Origin of the sequence: uncultured Tateyamaria sp. (assembly GCF_947503465.1) — a bacterium.
Lineage (GTDB): Bacteria > Pseudomonadota > Alphaproteobacteria > Rhodobacterales > Rhodobacteraceae > Tateyamaria.
The window spans coordinates 905,412-921,465 of sequence record NZ_CANNDN010000001.1 but is presented as its reverse complement, the minus strand read 5'-3'; the positions used below and the strand labels follow the sequence as shown (position 1 = coordinate 921,465).

The window sequence follows — 16,054 nt, the reverse complement described above, 5'->3', positions numbered from 1 at the left end:
TGATGCGCCTGATCCAGGCCACACCGTTTGTGCCTTGCACATCGCTGGAACAGCAGGTCACCTTCTTTCGCGATGTATTGGGCTTTACGGTTGGGTTCCGAGCAGACAACTATGCCTATCTTCACCGCGACGGCGCTGCGGTGCGCCTGGTGGAGGTGACTGCAGATCTGAGCCATCCTGAGCGCGAGATGTCGTTCTACATTGATGTCGAAGGCGTTGACGCAGTCTATGCCGACTTGAAAGCGCAGCTTGACACCTTGCCAGACGGCCGTGTCCGTGCGCCCTTTGACCAGGATTATGGGCAACGCGAATTTCATGTGAAGGACGAAGACTGCACGCTGATCTTCTTTGGTGAGGCCATTGCGCCATGACCGTGCGCATGACGCCGCTCGAGCTGATGACCAAGTTGATCAGCTTTCCCACCGTCAGCCGCGATACAAACTTGCCGCTGGTGGATTGGGTCGAAGACTATCTGTCCGATCATGGCATCACGGCCCACCGCTACTATCACCCCGATCAACCCAAGGCTGCGCTGTTTGCGCATGCGGGTCCGCAGGTCGAGGGCGCCGTCGTGCTGTCAGGGCACACGGACGTGGTGCCCGTGGACGGTCAACCATGGGATACGGATCCGTTTGTCGTGACCGAAAAGGACGGCAAGTATTTCGGGCGCGGCACTTGCGATATGAAAGGGTTCGATGCTCTTGCCATATGGGCGCTGGTCGAGGCGCATCATGCAGCCAAACCCATGCAGATCGCGCTGAGCTTCGATGAAGAGATCGGGTGTCTTGGCGCGCCGCCGATGATCGAGGCGATGCACGGTGTTGTGCCCAAGGGCGGCCCCGTGATCGTCGGCGAGCCATCGATGATGCGGGCGGTGACCGGCCACAAGGGCGGGCAGGGCTTTGACACCCATGTTGTAGGGTTCGAAGTGCATTCGTCGCTGCTGCCGCAGGGGGTAAGTGCCATTCTGGAAGGCGCGAAAATCATCGACTTTGCCAATCACCGCAATGCCGAGAACATGGCGGCCGAGCCATCGCCGCTGGCCGCCATGTTCGATCCCCCCTTTACCACCTGGCATGTGGGGCAGGTGCAGGGCGGCACGGCACACAACATCACGGCCAAGGATTGCCGGTTCTCCATGGATGTCCGCGCGGTTCCGGGTGACGACACCGTCGCCTTGAAAGAGGCGTATCTCGCGCATGTGGCCAAGATCGAACAGGGCATGAAGGCGACCCATCCAGAGGCGCGCGTCGATATCGAAACGCGATTTGACGTGCCGCCACTGCGGCCCGAAGACAACGGTGCCGCCGAAGGTCTTGTTCGGGCGATCACCGGTGACAACGGCACCCATGTGGTCAGCTACGGCACCGAGGCGGGACAGTTTCAGGCCGCGGGCTACTCGGCCGTTGTTTGCGGCCCCGGCGATATTGCACAAGCGCATCAGCCCAATGAATTCATCACCGTGGCACAATTCAAGGCGGGGCACGCCTTTATGAAGGATCTGGTGGCGCGACTGACCTGAGGACGGCATATGGCCTTTCCCATCAACGACGCTTCGCCGGTCACGTGGCCCGGCCCCGTGCCCGACACCGCGGATGTCGTGGTGATTGGCGGTGGCGTGATTGGCGTCTGCACGGCCCTCTACCTGGCCGAGGCGGGCCAGCGCGTTGTGCTGTTGGAAAAGGGCCGTATCGCGGGCGAGCAATCCAGCCGAAACTGGGGCTGGATCAGACAACAGGGACGCGACCCCGACGAATTGCCGATCATGGTCGAGGCGAACGCGCTGTGGCGCGATCTGGCCAGGCGCACCAATGTGGACATTGGCCTGACCCAGGGCGGGGTGACCTATCTGGCCCGGTCCGAGGCTGAGATGGCGAAATATGCCGACTGGTTGCATCACGCCAGGGCGCATCGCGTGGACAGTCGCCTTCTTGGCACGCGCGAAGTTGCCGATCTGGTGCCAGGGATGACCAAATCCTATATCGGTGCGCTCTATACCGCATCCGACATGCGGGCCGAGCCCTGGGTGGCGGTACCCGCCTTGGCCGGGGTGGCGGCACGCGCCGGTGCCACGATTGTCGAACATTGTGCGGTGCGCACCCTTGATATCGTGGGTGGCCGGGTCGCCGGTGTCGTCACCGAGGCGGGCCGGATTGCGGCGCCCGAAGTTGTGCTGGCCGGCGGCGCATGGTCGGCCCTGTTCCTGCGCCGCCACGGTATCGACCTGCCGCAGCTTTCGGTCCGCGCCACCGTCGCCGCAACCCAAGCGCTGCCCATGATCTATCCAGGCGGTGCCGCGGATGACGACATCGCCTTTCGGCCACGCAAGGATGGGGGGTATTCGCTGGCGGCGGGCGGTTTCCACGAATTATTTGTCGGACCCGACGCGTTTCGCGCATTGCCCAAATTCCTGACGCAGCTGCGCGCGGATCCGTTCGGCACGCGGTTCTTGCCGGGCGCGCCGCGCGGCTTTCCCGATGCATGGACGACGCCGCGCCAGTGGGACGGCGACGCGCCCAGCCCGTTCGAGGGGGTGCGTATCCTGGATCCTGCGCCGAACCGCCGCAAGGTCGCACAGTTGACCCGTGATTTCGCCACCCTGTTCCCCGATCTGGGGCCAATCCGGATCAAGGCGGCCTGGGCCGGCATGATCGACACGATGCCGGATGTCGTTCCCGTTGTGGACCGGGTTGCTGCCCTGCCGGGCGTCACCGTCGGCACAGGGATGAGCGGGCACGGCTTTGGCATCGGACCGGGGATCGGAAAGGTGCTGGCCGCTCTGGTCATGGGCAACGATCCGGGTCATGATCTGGCACGGTTCCGCCTGGGCCGCTTTTCCGATGGCAGCAAGATGCGCATCGGTCCCTCTGTCTGACAGGATCTGATCCATGCCCATCAAGAATCGCCTTGCCGAGACCCATGCCGAGATCACCGGCTGGCGTCGCCATCTGCACGCCCACCCTGAGCTGGATTTCGATGTGCATGAAACAGCCGCTTTCGTGGTGGACCGGTTGCGCGAATTCGGGGTGGATGACATCACCACGGGCATTGGCAAGACCGGCGTCGTTGCGGTCATCAAGGGCCGCACAGATACCAAGGGGCGCGTCGTGGGCCTGCGTGCGGACATGGATGCGCTGCCGATTGAAGAAGCGACCGGGCTCGACTACGCCTCCAAACATCCCGGCAAGATGCATGCCTGCGGGCATGATGGGCATACGTCGATCCTGCTGGGTGCCGCGCAATATCTGGCGGAGACGCGAAATTTCGACGGCACCGTTGTCCTGGCCTTTCAACCCGCAGAAGAGGGGGGCGGCGGGGGCCGCGAGATGGTCAATGACGGGCTGATCGACCGCTGGGGCATTCAAGAGATTTACGGGTTGCACAATATGCCGGGTTTGCCGACAGGTCAGTTCGCGATCCGGTCGGGGGCGCTGTTGGCGTCGGCGGATGAGTTTTACCTGACAGTCACGGGCAAAGGCGGGCATGCCGCAGCCCCGCATCAGGCGATTGACCCCAATGTGGCGGCCGCACAGATCATTCTGGGGTTGCAAAGCATCGCGAGCCGGAACGTCGATCCGCTGGACTCAGCCGTGGTGTCGATCTGTGCCCTGCATTCCGACATCGACACGCACAACATCATCCCGCAGGTGACCCGCATGACCGGTACGGTCCGTGCGCTGAACCCAGAGGTTCGCGATCAGGTCGAGGCGCGGGTGACCGAGATTGCCACGGCCATCGGCACGGCGCACCAATGCGAGGTGCAGGTCGATTACCGTGTCGGATACCCCGTCACTGTCAATCACGACGCACACACGGAATATGCTGCCGCCGCCGCGCGGGCCGTCGCGGGTGATGTGATCACGGACACGCCCCCCATAATGGCCGCCGAAGACTTCGCATTCATGTTGAATGCCTGTCCCGGCGCCTACATCATGCTGGGCAACGGGGACGGGCCAATGGTCCACCACCCCGAATACCGGTTCGATGACGATGCCATCCCCGCCGGGGCCAGCTGGTTCGTGGAACTGGTCGAACAACGTATGCCCGCGCAGTAACCAAAGGACACGCCATGCCGATCAAGAACCGTTTCGCCGAAATGCACGCCGACATCACAGCCTGGCGGCGTGACATCCACCAGCACCCGGAAATCCTGTTCGAAACCCACCGCACCAGTGCGCTGGTCGCTGAGAAGCTGCGTGCCTTTGGCTGTGACGAGGTGGTGGAAGGCATCGGGCGCACGGGCGTTGTCGGCGTGATCAAGGGCAAGGCGGACGGGTCGGGCAAGGTGGTTGGCCTGCGCGCTGATATGGACGCGCTGCCTATCCACGAACAGACGGGGGTCGAGTACGCATCCCAAACCCCAAACGCGATGCACGCCTGCGGCCATGACGGCCATACCGCGATGCTGCTTGGCGCGGCGCAATACCTGTCGGAAACGCGCAACTTTGACGGCACGGTCGTGGTGATCTTTCAACCCGCCGAAGAAGGTGGCGGCGGTGGGCGCGAAATGTGCAATGACGGCATGATGGACCGTTGGGGCATCAACGAGGTCTACGGAATGCACAATTGGCCCGGCCGACCCGTGGGCGAATTCTCGATCCGGCCGGGGCCGTTCTTTGCCGCAACCGACCTGCTTGAGATTGAGTTCGAGGGCCTGGGCGGGCATGCCGCAAAGCCGCAAGAGACCATCGATACCACCCTTATGGCGTCACATGCGGTGACCATGCTGCAATCCATTGTCAGCCGAAATGCGGATCCCATCGACCGGATCGTGGTGTCGATCACCTCGTTCGAGACATCCTCGAAGGCCTTCAACGTGATCCCGCAGAAGGTGCAGATCATGGGCACGGTACGCACCATGAGCGCGGAGGCGCGCGACCTTGCTGAAAAACGCGTGGTCGAGATTTGCGAAGGTGTCGCCAGCACGTTCGGCGGCGTGGCCAGGGTCACGTACAACCGGAACTATCCGGTCATGGTCAACCATGATGAACAGACCGAATTTGCGGCCCGCGTGGCACAATCGGTGTCCGGTCAATGCGAAGAAGCGCCGCTGGTCATGGGAGGCGAGGATTTCGCCTTCATGCTCGAAGAACGTCCCGGCGCCTATATCCTTGTGGGCAATGGCGATACCGCGGCGGTGCACCATCCCGAATACAACTTCAATGACGAGGCGATCCCGGCAGGATGTTCCTGGTGGGCGGAAATCGTCGAGCAGCGCCTGCCGCTTGCGTCCTGAACCGCCGCGCGGCGGTGCGGGCGGCACCAGCTGGTTCAGTGGCCCAGAAGGTCGCGGTAGATCGCAATAATGGCGTCCGCTTCCTGCTTTAGCTGAAAGTGGTCGACCATGTGCTGTCGGGCGCTTGTGCTCCACGCGGCCAGCGTGGCCGGGTCTTTCAGCAGGGCGTTCGTCGCGTCGACCATCTGGTCGATGTTGCCCGCGTCGATCAGGGTGCCGGTCGCGCCCTCGGTGATCAGCTCTTCGAACGCACCGACGCGGGTGGCGATAGCGGGTGCGCCACAGGCCATGGCCTCAAGCGGGGTGAGGCCAAACCCCTCCCAGCGTTGCGGCGCGATATAGATGTCGAGCGCCTGATAGAAGCGGGGTGTTTCCCACACGGGCACTTCGGGCAGAAAAAGCAGCCTGTCGGCCAGACCGGCGGTTTGAACACGCGCCTTGAGATCGTCAAGAAAGGCTTGATCCTTGTCCACCGCGCGGCCCATGACGATGGCCGCGGCGTCCGGGTGGTCTCCCAACACCCGGATCATCGCATCTACAAACACGTCCGTGCCCTTCTGTGCGCGAATGCGGCCAAAGCAGCCCATGAGCGGCCCCTTTGGCAGTCCGAGGGTGCGGCGCAGCGCGGCCTTGTCGGAATGCGGGCTGAAGGTGTCGGTGTCGATGCCGTGATGGATGATGGTGGCGGGCCTTTCAAGATAGCCGGCTGTCTTTGCCGATGTGGCAATCACGGCGTCCATACGCGCGATCAACGCCTTGGTCAGCCCGGTGTGCTGCCGCTGGCTGGCCGATGTGAACAGCAACTTGAACCGCTTGCCCAGGAGACCGCGCAGGGCGAGGCCGGCAATCATCTCGATATTGCGGCGGGCGTGCCAGACGCGTGGGCCCGACGGGCCATGGCGCGGCAGTGTTAGCAGCCGGGACCAATGCACATTGGGCACTTCGTTCGGCATCTCGGGCGCACAGGCTGTAATGGCAATGGATTGCGCCTGCAGGGGCACAAGCCGCGCAACCGTGGCCGTGACCCCTGACAGGCGCCGTTTGAAATTGGGGGCAATGACATCGATTTGGGCAAGATCAGGCATGTCGGTCCATACCGTTCTCATCCATCAGCGAAAAGAGGCGCTGCGCGATCGCGTCCAGTGCCTCGGTTCCTGTCGGGGCCAGCGGACGGGCATTGCCTGCCAGTTGTGCGGCGCGACTGGGATGCGTCAATAGATCACCCACGGCGGTGCCAAGGGCGGCGCCGTCTGTCACCTGAAGGCTTGCATCCCGCATCTGGAAGGCGGCGTATGCTTCGGCAAAGTTCGCGTAATGCGGTCCGTGCAGGATGGCAGTATGGGCCGCTGCCGGTTCGAACGGGGTATGGCCGCCGACATCGGTAAAGGATCCGCCCAGAAAAACGATGGGGCTCAGCGCATACCAGAGATCAGTTTCACCCATCGTATCGGCAAGATAGACTTGGGCACCCTCCGACATGTCAGCCCCCGCACTGCGCTGTGCGACGCTCAGTCCCGCGCCTCTGATCAGCGTCAGGATATCATCTGCGCGCTCCGGGTGGCGCGGGACCAGGATCAAACACAAGGTCGGATGATCCGCCAGAAGGGCCTTGTGCGCTGCAAGCACCTGTCCCTCTTCTCCGGGATGGGTGGATGCAGCAACCCACACGGGCCGTCCGCCCAGGGCGTTGTGGGCCGCATCCAGCGCCTGCGCGGTCACGCGCGGCGCACCCAGGATGGATTTCAGGTTGGTGCCTTGCTCCGCACTGCTCAGCCCCATGGCGCGCAAGTGATCGCGGCTGCGCCGATCCTGGCAATGCGCCCAGGCGATGCCGCGCAGAACATAGGTGGCAGTCGCGGGAAAATTCCTCCAGCCTTCGGCGCTGCGATCTGACAGGCGGGCATTCAAGAGGGCGATTGGCACGTCCCGGCGCGCGCACAGGTCCAGCAGGTTGGGCCAGAGTTCGGATTCGACCAGCACGCACAGATCAGGGCGCCAGCGGTCCAGAAAACGGTTCAGCGGACCGGTGCCATCAAGCGGGCTGAACTGGTGGATCACGCCATCTGGCAGACGCGGCGCAACCGCCTCGGCCGAGGTCGCGGTGCCAGAGGTCAAAAGAACCTGCGTGCCGGGCGACACCGCGCGCATACGCGACAAGAGGGGCAAGACGGATTTTGCCTCACCCACTGAAGCGCCATGCACCCAGATCAACGGCCCCAATGGGCGTTGCGCCGTTGCATGCCCCAGCCGTTCATGGGCCCGGTCCACGGATATGCCTGCGCGGCGCAGCTTGTTGACAGCCGACCGGGCCGCAAAGGGCAAGGCAATTGTGCTGAGCATGCGATAGAACTGAAACAGGGCCGTGGGCCGCATGAGGTGTCAGCCGCCTGTATGGCTCATGTGCCGGGGCATCTGCCCATCCAGCTTTTGACGGGAATAATCGAAATCGTGCCCCTTGGGCTTGAGCCGGATAGCCGCGCGAATGGCCTCTTCGAGGGGGGTGTTGTCGTCCGGATGGGCGCGCAGCGGTGCCCGCAGGTCGGCCATGTCTTCCTGACCGAGGCACATGTAGATCTCGCCCGTGCAGGTGATGCGCACGCGGTTGCAGCTTTCGCAGAAATTGTGGCTGAGCGGTGTGATGAAGCCGATCTTCTGACCCGTCTCCTCCAGCCGCACGTAACGGGCCGGGCCGCCTGTGCGCTCTGCCAGATCGGTCACGGTGTAGTGGTCGGCATAGCGCGCGCGCACATCCTTCAGGGACCAGTACTGGCCCAATCGGTCTTCATTCCCGATGTCGCCCATGGGCATGACCTCGATCCAGGTCAGGTCCATATCGCGTTCGGCGCACCACTGCGTGATGGTCGGCAATTCGTCTTCGTTAAAGCCCTTCAGGGCGACGGCATTGATCTTGATCCGTAATCCTGCCGCCTGTGCCGCATCAATGCCGCGCAAAACCTGGGGCAGGCGACCCCACCGCGTGATGTCGGCGAATTTCTGTTCGTCCAGCGTGTCCAGCGACACGTTCACGCGGCGCACGCCCGCTGCATACAGATCCTTGGCAAAGCGTTCGAGTTGGCTGCCATTGGTCGTCAGCGTCAGTTCCTTGAGTGTGCCCGCGTCAAGATGCCGTCCCATACCGTTGAAAAAGGTCATGATGTCCCGCCGAACCAGAGGTTCGCCGCCGGTGATGCGCAGCTTTTCAACGCCCAGACCCACAAAGGTCGAACACATGCGATCCAGTTCTTCCAGCGTCAAAAGCTCTTTCTTCGGCAGAAAGGTCATGTTTTCCGACATGCAATAGACGCAGCGGAAATCGCACCTGTCGGTGACGGACACGCGCAGATAGGTAATCGCGCGCTGGAAGGGGTCGATCAAAGGAGCGGTCATAGGATAGTGGTAGGCGTGGTATGGGTTCCCTGCAAGGGGGATCAGGCCAGAAACGACCAAAGTCGAGGGAGCGCAAGATGCGGTGGATGGTGTTGAGTATATGTGCCGTGGTACTGGTTGGGTGCGACCTGTTGCCGGAATGGGCGGTTCGTACCCCAGATGGCCAGCCGGTAGCGACGCCGGTCGAAACACCGCCGCCCGCGTCCGGGGATGTGGGCGTAGACACGCCCGATACGCGCGACACGGCCGAGGACGAGACGACGGCGGCCCCCGCACCAGAGGTGTCTGTTGGCACTCTGGGCCGCACAATTGCGTCGCTGGGCAATGCTGCCGAACCGGGGCTGTGGCTCAAGACCCCGCTTGTGACGGCGGAACAGCGGGGCCGCGTCTACTATGCGCAAACAAATACGACGGTGGACGTGACCCTGATCCCGATCGAAGGGCCCGACACGGCAGGCAGCCGCTTGTCACTGGCGGCCATGCAGGCGCTGGGGGCGCCCCTGACCGGATTGCCCGAGGTCGATGTGTTTGCCGGGTAGCGGCGTTCCGATACGGATGACCCAAGGCGCAAAGGCACAATGCCCGGCTACAGGTACTTGCGCGCCTCCCTGACCGCGAAGGGTTTCATCGCAGCGCCATGCGCCTCCAGAAACGCGGTGGCGCGCGGTGCGTCATGCTTTGACAATTCTCGCAGCCACCAGGCAATTGCCTTTTGAATGAACCATGTGTGGTCGGGCACATAGGTCGCGGCCCATCCCAGCACCCGATCCCGGATCGTGATGTCGAGCGGTTTCGGATTGTTCTGTTTGGTCCAGGGCAGGGTGATGACCAACGCCGCCCGGCGCGTCCACATATGCTCGGACGTTGTCCAACTTCCGACCATGTCAAGGCGTGCAGGATCAGCCACCAGCCGTTTTTGCCCCGCCATGCAGGCGTGATCGGCAATGGCCCAGCTGTCGAAATCGGGCACCCAGGATGCGATCAGGCCCCATGCCGCATCATCGGGGCGGATACGGGCCTGCGTCAGCAGCTTGGCCGCCGCCACCCGCCCTTCGTAGATGTCTGTTTGCCAAAGCCCATCGGCCAGCGCCACGCGGCGTGGAACATCCAGGCTTTGGCGCCATGCTTTTGTCAGGTCATTCAGAACCGGGTTCGGCACACCCAGATGCAGCCGGTCCGACTTGTGATACGCCTTTGCCCCTTTGGCGCGATCTGCATCCGCATGTGCGCGGATCTGGGCCAATGCGTCATCAGGTGTCATTCCACGGTCACGGACTTGGCCAGGTTGCGGGGCTGGTCCACATCCGTGCCCTTGGCTACAGCGGTGTGATAGGCCAAAAGCTGCGCGGGCAAAGCATAGAGGATCGGGGCCACGATGTCGGGGCAATCCGGCATTGCGATCTCTTCCCAGACACCGTCGCCCGCCTCGGCTATGCCTGCCGCGTTGGACACCAGAACCACCTTGCCTTTGCGCGCCATGACCTCTTGCATGTTCGACACCGTCTTGTCGAAAAGACCGTCCTTGGGCGCCATGACAACCACGGGCACATGCTTGTCGATCAAGGCGATGGGTCCATGCTTCAGTTCGCCTGATGCATACGCTTCGGCGTGTATATAGCTGATTTCCTTTAGTTTAAGCGCACCTTCAAGGGCCAGGGGATACATCACGCCGCGGCCCAGAAACAGAATGTCGCGGGCTTCGGCCAGCTTGCGCGCGGTGCGCTGCATCGCCGCGCTGCGGTCGATGCCATGGGTCATCAGGGCCGGCAATCCGCGCAACGCGGACACGTGATCCGCAAACCGGGCCGCGTCGATCTCGCCCCGGTCCCGTGCGGCACGCAGGGCCAGCATCAGCAGAACGGTCAACTGACAGGTGAATGCCTTGGTTGACGCCACGCCCACCTCAACTCCCGCATGGATGGGCAGGGCCAGATCACTTTCGCGCGCGATCGAACTTTCGGGAACATTGATCACCGACACGATCTTGTCGGCCTTGCCCTCACAATAGCGCAGAGCGGCCAGGGTGTCGGCTGTCTCTCCGGATTGGCTGACAAACAGGGCAAGGGTGCGGCCCGGAATAGGCGGTTCACGGTAGCGGAATTCGGACGCCACATCGACTTCGACCGGCAGGCGCGCCACTTGTTCGAACCAGTACTTTGCTGTCAGGCAGGCATAGTAGGCCGTGCCGCAGGCCACCATGGTCACGCGGTCGATGGCGGTAAAATCGATACCGGGATCGGGCAGGGTGATCTGGCCGTCGCTGCCCAGGTAGTTCACGAGGGTCGTGTTCAGCACAGCGGGTTGTTCGGCGATTTCCTTGGCCATGAAATGCTTGTGCCCGGCCTTGTCCACGCGGGCGGCATCCACCTGGATCTGGCGCACGGCCCGGTTGGCAAGGCTGCCGTTCGCGTCCCGGATCTCGACCCCGGCACGGGTCACAACAGCGCGGTCGCCTTCCTCGAGATAGGTGATCCGGTCCGTCAGCGGTGCAAGCGCGATTGCGTCAGAACCCACGAACATTTCCCCGTCGCCATGCCCGATGGCGAGGGGTGATCCCTTGCGGGCAGCCACGATCAGGTCATCCTCACCATCAAACAGGAACGCGAGGGCAAAGGCACCCTCAAGGCGGTCGATGGTGGCAAACGCGGCCGCAACCGCGTTCATGCCTTCCTGCATATGGTGGTGGGTCAGCAACGCCACGGTCTCGGTGTCCGTGTCGGTTTCAAAACCAATGCCTGCCTCGGCCAGCTCTGCCCGCAATTCGCGAAAATTCTCGACAATGCCGTTGTGCACAACCGCCACGGGACCGGCGCGGTGCGGGTGCGCATTGCCTTCGGTCGGCGCACCGTGGGTGGCCCAGCGGGTGTGCCCGATCCCGGCCTTGCCGGCCAGTGGTTCATGCACCAGCCGATCACTGAGGTTCACCAGCTTGCCAACGGCCCTGCGGCGGTCCAGCACGCCGCCGTTGATCGTGGCGATGCCCGCGCTGTCATAGCCCCGGTATTCCAGCCGCTTCAGCGCCTCGACCAGGATGGGGGCGACCTCGTGATCGCCCAGAACACCTACAATTCCGCACATTTAGCTGCCTCTGCTCATACGGGCCTTTTTGGCCTTCAACATCTCAAAAAGCTTGCGGGCCATGCCCGGTTTTTCGACCTGCGGGGCGCGGGCAATGGCCAACGCGCCATCATCCACATCCGACGTGATGACCGAACCGGACCCGGTCATCGCCTCATCGCCGACCGAGACAGGGGCGACCAGCATCGTGTTTGACCCGATAAAGGCGCGCGCGCCGATCTGGGTCCGGTGCTTCATCACGCCGTCATAGTTGCAGGTGATCGTACCAGCGCCGATATTGCTTGCCTCGCCAATCGTCGCGTCACCGATATAGGACAGGTGATTGACCTTGGCCCCTTCTGCCAGGGTCGCATTCTTGATCTCGACGAAGTTGCCGATGCGCACGTCCTCGGCCAGTTCCGCACCCGGGCGCAGGCGGGCATAGGGGCCAACGATGGCACCGCGCGACACGTGGCAGCCCTCAAGATGGGAAAAGGCGCGGATCGTTGCGCCGCTTTCGACGGTGACGCCGGGGCCAAACACCACGTTCGGCTCGATCAGCGCGTCACGCCCGATCACGGTGTCAAAAGACAGAAACACCGTGTCCGGCGCCACCATGCTGACACCGCTGTCCAACAGCGCGCGGCGGGCGGCCTTCTGAAAGATCGCTTCGGCGTCTGCCAGGTTTGCACGGCTGTCGATGCCAAGCGTTTCCGCCTCGTCACATTTCACGGCGGTAACGTTCAACCCGCGTGCGTTCGCCAGTTCGGGAACCGCAGTGAGGTAATATTCACCGGATGCGTTGTCATTCGTGACCTCGGACAGCACCTCGAACAGGATCTTGGCGTCGCAGGCCATCAGACCACTGTTGGTAAAGCGGATCGCGCGTTCGTCCTCGGTCGCGTCCTTGTATTCGACGATTTTGACCAACCGGTCGCCGTCCATGACCAACCGGCCATACCGCGGCTGGACCTCTGCGATATCAAAGCCTAGCACAACAACATCATGGGTGCGCCGGGCCTCGATCATGCGGGTCAAGGTGTCCGGTTGCAGAAACGGGGTGTCACCGAACAGGACAACCACGTCCCCGTCAAAGCCCTGCAAGGCCGCGCGCGCCTGGTCCACGGCGTGGCCGGTGCCCATCTGCTTGTCCTGCAGGACCACCTGAACATCGGGGTCGTACGCGACGGCGGCAGCGCGCACCTGGTCGCTGCCATGGCCTGCCACCACGATGGTATGCGCAGGTTCGAGAACCGTGGCCGCCCGCAGGGCGTGGTGCAGCATCGGTGCGCCGGCAATGGGGTGAAGAACCTTCGGCAGGTCCGATTTCATCCGTGTGCCCTTGCCCGCGGCCAGGATGATCAGTGCAACGCTCATGGCTTTCTCTTTGTCTTTTTATGCCGCCCTGTTTATCCGCTGGGCGCAAAGGCGCAAGCGGGCGGGCCATCAAACATGGTTTCGACTTGCAACAGGAACAGGCGGGCATCCGCCACAGCACGTCAGCAAGGGGCAGACATGGCAGCGGTGATTTTCGATCTGGACGGCACGTTGGCGGACACCAGCGGCGACCTGTTGGCGGCGGCCAACCACTGTTTCCGCGACATGGGGCTGGGCGATGTGCTGGGCCCGGGGGATGCGGGCGTGGCGTTGCGCGGTGGGCGCATGATGCTGCGCACAGGACTGACGCGTATGGGGCGCATGGATGAGGCGGTGATTGATCGCTACTATCCCGTTCTTCTGGAAGCCTACGGGGCCGACATCTCAAGCCGAACGACGCTGTACCCCGGCACAATGGAGGCTATCGCCGTCCTGTCCGCACAGGGTTACGCCATCGGCATCTGCACGAACAAGCCCGAAGGACTGGCCGAACAGCTGATGCAGGATCTGGGGGTGCGCGATGCCTTTGGCAGCCTGGTGGGTGCCGACACGCTGCCGGTGCGCAAACCCGATCCCGAACCGCTGTACGAAGCGACCCGGCGGCTGGGCATAGACCCCTCCGCCTGCGTTCTGGTGGGCGACAGTGACACCGACCGCAACACGGCACGTGCGGCTGGCGTCCCTTCGATCCTCGTCACCTTTGGTCCGTCGGGCGAGGATATGGCAGCGTTGGAGCCGGAAGCGTTGCTGCATGACTACGCGGCCCTTCCGGGCGTCGTTGGGGCGTTGCTGCCGCTGGGCTGAACCTGCAGCTTCGGTTTCAGAACCTGAAATCCGCGCACGACGGCTTGACGGTGCCCATTGCACATCCCACAAACATCGCCATGACAGAGCATTTCACCGGCAGCTTCACCCAGCAGGAACCGATCCCCGAAGCAGGGATCGAAGCCGCAATTGCCGTGATGCGTCACGGGCGTCTGCACCGGTACAACACAGCGCCGGGCGAAGTGTCGGAAACGGCACTGCTGGAACAGGAATTCGCGGCCACCGTCGGATCCCAGTACTGCCTCGCGGTTGCGTCTGGCGGCTATGCCATGGCGACGGCCTTGCGCGCCCTGGGGGTACAGCCGGGCGACAAGGTGCTGTCGAATGCCTTCACGCTGGCCCCGGTGCCCGGTGCGATTGCATCCTTGGGTGCCGTGCCGGTCTTTGTCGGGGTGACAGAGGCGCTGACCATCGACCTCGATGATCTTAAGCCCAAGTTGGGCGAGGCGCGTGTCCTTCTGCTCAGCCACATGCGCGGCCATATCTGCGACATGGACCGGCTCATGACCATGTGCAACGCAGCCGGCGTCGCGGTGGTCGAGGATTGTGCCCACACGATGGGCGCGGCCTGGAACGGCGTGCCGTCGGGGCGGTTCGGGGCCATCGGATGTTATTCCTGCCAGACCTACAAGCATGTCAATTCGGGCGAGGGCGGGTTTCTGGTGACCGACGATCCGCATCTCGCGGCCAAGGCGGTGATGCTGTCGGGCAGCTACATGCTCTACGAACGCCACCTCGCGGCCCCGCCGAAAGAGGCGTTTGACGACATCAAGTACCACACGCCCAACATATCGGGCCGCATGGACAATCTGCGGGCCGCGATCCTGCGCCCGCAGATCGCTGATCTGGCAACCCAGTGCCAACGCTGGAATGACCGCTACCGCGTGCTCGAAGACGGGTTGCGGGACACACCCGGCCTGACCGTCATCGACCGGCCCGAGGTCGAAACGATCGTGGGGTCATCGTTCCAGTTCCTTCTGCTGGATTGGGCCGCATCAGCCGTGCGCGATGTCATCGCCAAATGTGCGGCGCGCGGGGTGGAACTGAAATGGTTCGGTGCCGCTGAACCCGTGGCCTTCACCAGCCGTTACGACAGTTGGCGCTATGCCCCGTCCAAACCCATGGCGGCCAGCGACCGGGTTCTGGCAGGCATCGTGGACCTTCGGGTTCCATTGACCTTCAGCCTCGAAGACTGCGCGCTGATTGCCCGCATCATCCGGGACGAAGTCGCACGGGCCCATAATCGCAGCATGGCCTGAGCGACGGAATCGCGACGAAACCACGTGTCGGGACACGAAAAACCGTGCGTCCGGGCAGGCTGATGCTAGCATTTGTGGCACAACATGTGGCCTGTGACAGGCAGCACGACATCCAAGCAATCCATCGACCATGCGCTCTGAAAAGAAATCTGAAACGCTCGAAATTCGGGTCAGCCATTCGGAAAAGACGGCGTTTGCCGCGCGGGCAGCAGCGCGCGGAGAATCAATGAGCGCCGCCCTGCGCCGGTTGATTGCGGAAGATGCCGTGCCTCAACTCTTGTCGAAAGAGGTTCCCATGTGGCGAAAAACCCTGATTGCCGGCGTTCCGGCTGCCATCACCGCTGCTGTTCTTGTCGCAGCATCCCTCGCGGGCGCCGAGGCCGATACAAAAACCGACTTCAAAGGCCTGTTCCGGGCCAAGGACGCGGACAGAAATGGCGTGATCGACCGCGATGAACTGATTGTCGACATGGCGCAACGTATTGCCAAGGCCGATGTGCCGGCGGTCTGCAAAGGCACGGAATGGGAAATCAGGTGGCAGGCCACGCCGCAGATGCTGGCGGATGGTCACATGGAATTCTATGACGGCAATGATGATGGTGTCGCGACACTTAATGAATTTGTTGCCGCCCATGATCGCAAACGCGCCAAGGAGTTCGTCGAAGCCGATACGGACGGCGACGGGTTTGTCACCGAGGACGAGCTGGCCGCCGCCTACAGGATCGACGAAGCAAAGATTCACGCCGAATGCCGCGCCGCGATCGGCATGCAAAGTGCGGCGCGCGCGCCCGAGATTGTCGCGTTCCTGGATGCAGATGGCGACGGGGTGGTCAGCCTGCGGGAATTCATGAACCACTGACGGCCCCGGACCTGACCCATGCCGGGACTCGACACGGATACCCTTCCCCGCTAT

Annotated in this window: 15 protein-coding genes; 9 read left to right on the top strand and 6 right to left on the bottom strand. The window is 63.0% G+C overall.

The features are described from left to right. The first annotated feature begins 2 nt into the window (after positions 1-2). Genes Q0844_RS04715 through Q0844_RS04695 form a run of 5 tightly spaced genes read left to right on the top strand, consistent with a single transcriptional unit; the run spans position 3 to position 5,236 of the window. Positions 3-371: a VOC family protein gene (locus tag Q0844_RS04715; RefSeq protein WP_299042638.1), complete on the top strand. Its 369-nt coding sequence runs from the start codon at positions 3-5 to the stop codon at positions 369-371. Beyond that, entirely contained in the window at positions 368-1,522 is a 1,155-nt protein-coding gene (gene argE, locus Q0844_RS04710) for an acetylornithine deacetylase (protein WP_299042637.1), read from the top strand. Before Q0844_RS04715 ends, argE begins: the two co-directional genes overlap by 4 nt. 9 nt (positions 1,523-1,531) lie before the next feature. Next, a complete protein-coding gene (locus tag Q0844_RS04705) occupies positions 1,532-2,875 on the top strand; it encodes an FAD-binding oxidoreductase (protein WP_299042634.1) in 1,344 nt (447 codons plus the stop codon). Between the two features lie 13 nt (positions 2,876-2,888). Continuing rightward, positions 2,889-4,055, top strand: a complete 1,167-nt coding sequence (locus tag Q0844_RS04700; protein ID WP_299042632.1) for a M20 aminoacylase family protein — start codon at positions 2,889-2,891, stop codon at positions 4,053-4,055. Between the two features lie 14 nt (positions 4,056-4,069). Beyond that, complete coding sequence (locus Q0844_RS04695) at positions 4,070-5,236, top strand: M20 aminoacylase family protein (protein WP_299042630.1); 1,167 nt, start codon at positions 4,070-4,072, stop codon at positions 5,234-5,236. A 35-nt stretch (positions 5,237-5,271) separates the two neighbouring features. Here Q0844_RS04695 and Q0844_RS04690 read toward each other — a convergent pair whose 3' ends face one another. From Q0844_RS04690 to moaA, 3 genes are read right to left on the bottom strand one after another with little or no spacing between them, the layout of a single operon-like run. After that, positions 5,272-6,321 (bottom strand): glycosyltransferase family 4 protein, encoded by a 1,050-nt coding sequence (locus Q0844_RS04690; RefSeq protein WP_299042629.1) that lies wholly within the window; start codon positions 6,319-6,321, stop codon positions 5,272-5,274. Next, positions 6,314-7,609 (bottom strand): 3-deoxy-D-manno-octulosonic acid transferase, encoded by a 1,296-nt coding sequence (locus Q0844_RS04685; protein WP_299042628.1) that lies wholly within the window; start codon positions 7,607-7,609, stop codon positions 6,314-6,316. The genes Q0844_RS04690 and Q0844_RS04685 overlap by 8 nt, the downstream gene beginning before the upstream one ends. Before the next feature lie 6 nt (positions 7,610-7,615). Beyond that, on the bottom strand, positions 7,616-8,623 hold the full coding sequence (gene moaA / locus Q0844_RS04680) for a GTP 3',8-cyclase MoaA (protein ID WP_299042626.1): 1,008 nt from the start codon (positions 8,621-8,623) through the stop codon (positions 7,616-7,618). A 77-nt stretch (positions 8,624-8,700) separates the two neighbouring features. Here moaA and Q0844_RS04675 point away from each other — a divergent pair, with 77 nt between their 5' ends. Then, entirely contained in the window at positions 8,701-9,162 is a 462-nt protein-coding gene (locus Q0844_RS04675) for a hypothetical protein (protein ID WP_299042623.1), read from the top strand. A 47-nt stretch (positions 9,163-9,209) separates the two neighbouring features. Here Q0844_RS04675 and Q0844_RS04670 read toward each other — a convergent pair whose 3' ends face one another. The 3 genes from Q0844_RS04670 to glmU are packed head-to-tail and all read right to left on the bottom strand — an operon-like array spanning position 9,210 to position 13,057. After that, positions 9,210-9,884, bottom strand: coding sequence for a DNA alkylation repair protein (locus Q0844_RS04670; RefSeq protein ID WP_299042621.1), 675 nt, complete (start codon positions 9,882-9,884; stop codon positions 9,210-9,212). After that, positions 9,881-11,701 carry a glutamine--fructose-6-phosphate transaminase (isomerizing) gene (glmS, locus tag Q0844_RS04665; protein ID WP_299042618.1) on the bottom strand — a complete coding sequence of 607 codons (1,821 nt, stop codon included), beginning with the start codon at positions 11,699-11,701 and terminating at the stop codon, positions 9,881-9,883. The genes Q0844_RS04670 and glmS overlap by 4 nt, the downstream gene beginning before the upstream one ends. Continuing rightward, positions 11,702-13,057, bottom strand: coding sequence for a bifunctional UDP-N-acetylglucosamine diphosphorylase/glucosamine-1-phosphate N-acetyltransferase GlmU (glmU, locus tag Q0844_RS04660; protein ID WP_299042616.1), 1,356 nt, complete (start codon positions 13,055-13,057; stop codon positions 11,702-11,704). 138 nt (positions 13,058-13,195) lie between these two features. On the opposite strand from glmU, the gene Q0844_RS04655 reads away from it, so the two are divergent. The 3 genes from Q0844_RS04655 to Q0844_RS04645 all read left to right on the top strand — a co-directional run bounded on the left by Q0844_RS04655 (position 13,196) and on the right by Q0844_RS04645 (position 16,000). After that, positions 13,196-13,861 carry an HAD-IIIA family hydrolase gene (locus Q0844_RS04655; RefSeq protein WP_299042613.1) on the top strand — a complete coding sequence of 222 codons (666 nt, stop codon included), beginning with the start codon at positions 13,196-13,198 and terminating at the stop codon, positions 13,859-13,861. Between the two features lie 80 nt (positions 13,862-13,941). Next, complete coding sequence (locus tag Q0844_RS04650; RefSeq protein WP_299042611.1) at positions 13,942-15,141, top strand: aminotransferase class I/II-fold pyridoxal phosphate-dependent enzyme; 1,200 nt, start codon at positions 13,942-13,944, stop codon at positions 15,139-15,141. Between the two features lie 130 nt (positions 15,142-15,271). Continuing rightward, positions 15,272-16,000, top strand: a complete 729-nt coding sequence (locus Q0844_RS04645) for an EF-hand domain-containing protein (protein WP_299042608.1) — start codon at positions 15,272-15,274, stop codon at positions 15,998-16,000. The last annotated feature ends 54 nt before the right edge of the window (positions 16,001-16,054 follow it).

Excerpts from the sequence above, each read along its gene's own strand:
- argE (WP_299042637.1), top strand. The coding sequence starts at position 368 with ATGACCGTGCGCATGACGCCGCTCGAGCTGATGACCAAGTTGATCAGC.
- Q0844_RS04700 (WP_299042632.1), top strand. The coding sequence starts at position 2,889 with ATGCCCATCAAGAATCGCCTTGCCGAGACCCATGCCGAGATCACCGGC.
- Q0844_RS04685 (WP_299042628.1), bottom strand. The coding sequence starts at position 7,609 with ATGCGGCCCACGGCCCTGTTTCAGTTCTATCGCATGCTCAGCACAATT.
- moaA (WP_299042626.1), bottom strand. The coding sequence starts at position 8,623 with ATGACCGCTCCTTTGATCGACCCCTTCCAGCGCGCGATTACCTATCTG.
- Q0844_RS04670 (WP_299042621.1), bottom strand. The coding sequence starts at position 9,884 with ATGACACCTGATGACGCATTGGCCCAGATCCGCGCACATGCGGATGCA.
- Q0844_RS04695 (WP_299042630.1), top strand. The coding sequence starts at position 4,070 with ATGCCGATCAAGAACCGTTTCGCCGAAATGCACGCCGACATCACAGCC.
- Q0844_RS04655 (WP_299042613.1), top strand. The coding sequence starts at position 13,196 with ATGGCAGCGGTGATTTTCGATCTGGACGGCACGTTGGCGGACACCAGC.
- Q0844_RS04650 (WP_299042611.1), top strand. The coding sequence starts at position 13,942 with ATGACAGAGCATTTCACCGGCAGCTTCACCCAGCAGGAACCGATCCCC.
- glmU (WP_299042616.1), bottom strand. The coding sequence starts at position 13,057 with ATGAGCGTTGCACTGATCATCCTGGCCGCGGGCAAGGGCACACGGATG.
- Q0844_RS04675 (WP_299042623.1), top strand. The coding sequence starts at position 8,701 with ATGCGGTGGATGGTGTTGAGTATATGTGCCGTGGTACTGGTTGGGTGC.
- Q0844_RS04705 (WP_299042634.1), top strand. The coding sequence starts at position 1,532 with ATGGCCTTTCCCATCAACGACGCTTCGCCGGTCACGTGGCCCGGCCCC.
- Q0844_RS04715 (WP_299042638.1), top strand. The coding sequence starts at position 3 with ATGCGCCTGATCCAGGCCACACCGTTTGTGCCTTGCACATCGCTGGAA.
- Q0844_RS04690 (WP_299042629.1), bottom strand. The coding sequence starts at position 6,321 with ATGCCTGATCTTGCCCAAATCGATGTCATTGCCCCCAATTTCAAACGG.
- Q0844_RS04645 (WP_299042608.1), top strand. The coding sequence starts at position 15,272 with ATGCGCTCTGAAAAGAAATCTGAAACGCTCGAAATTCGGGTCAGCCAT.
- glmS (WP_299042618.1), bottom strand. The coding sequence starts at position 11,701 with ATGTGCGGAATTGTAGGTGTTCTGGGCGATCACGAGGTCGCCCCCATC.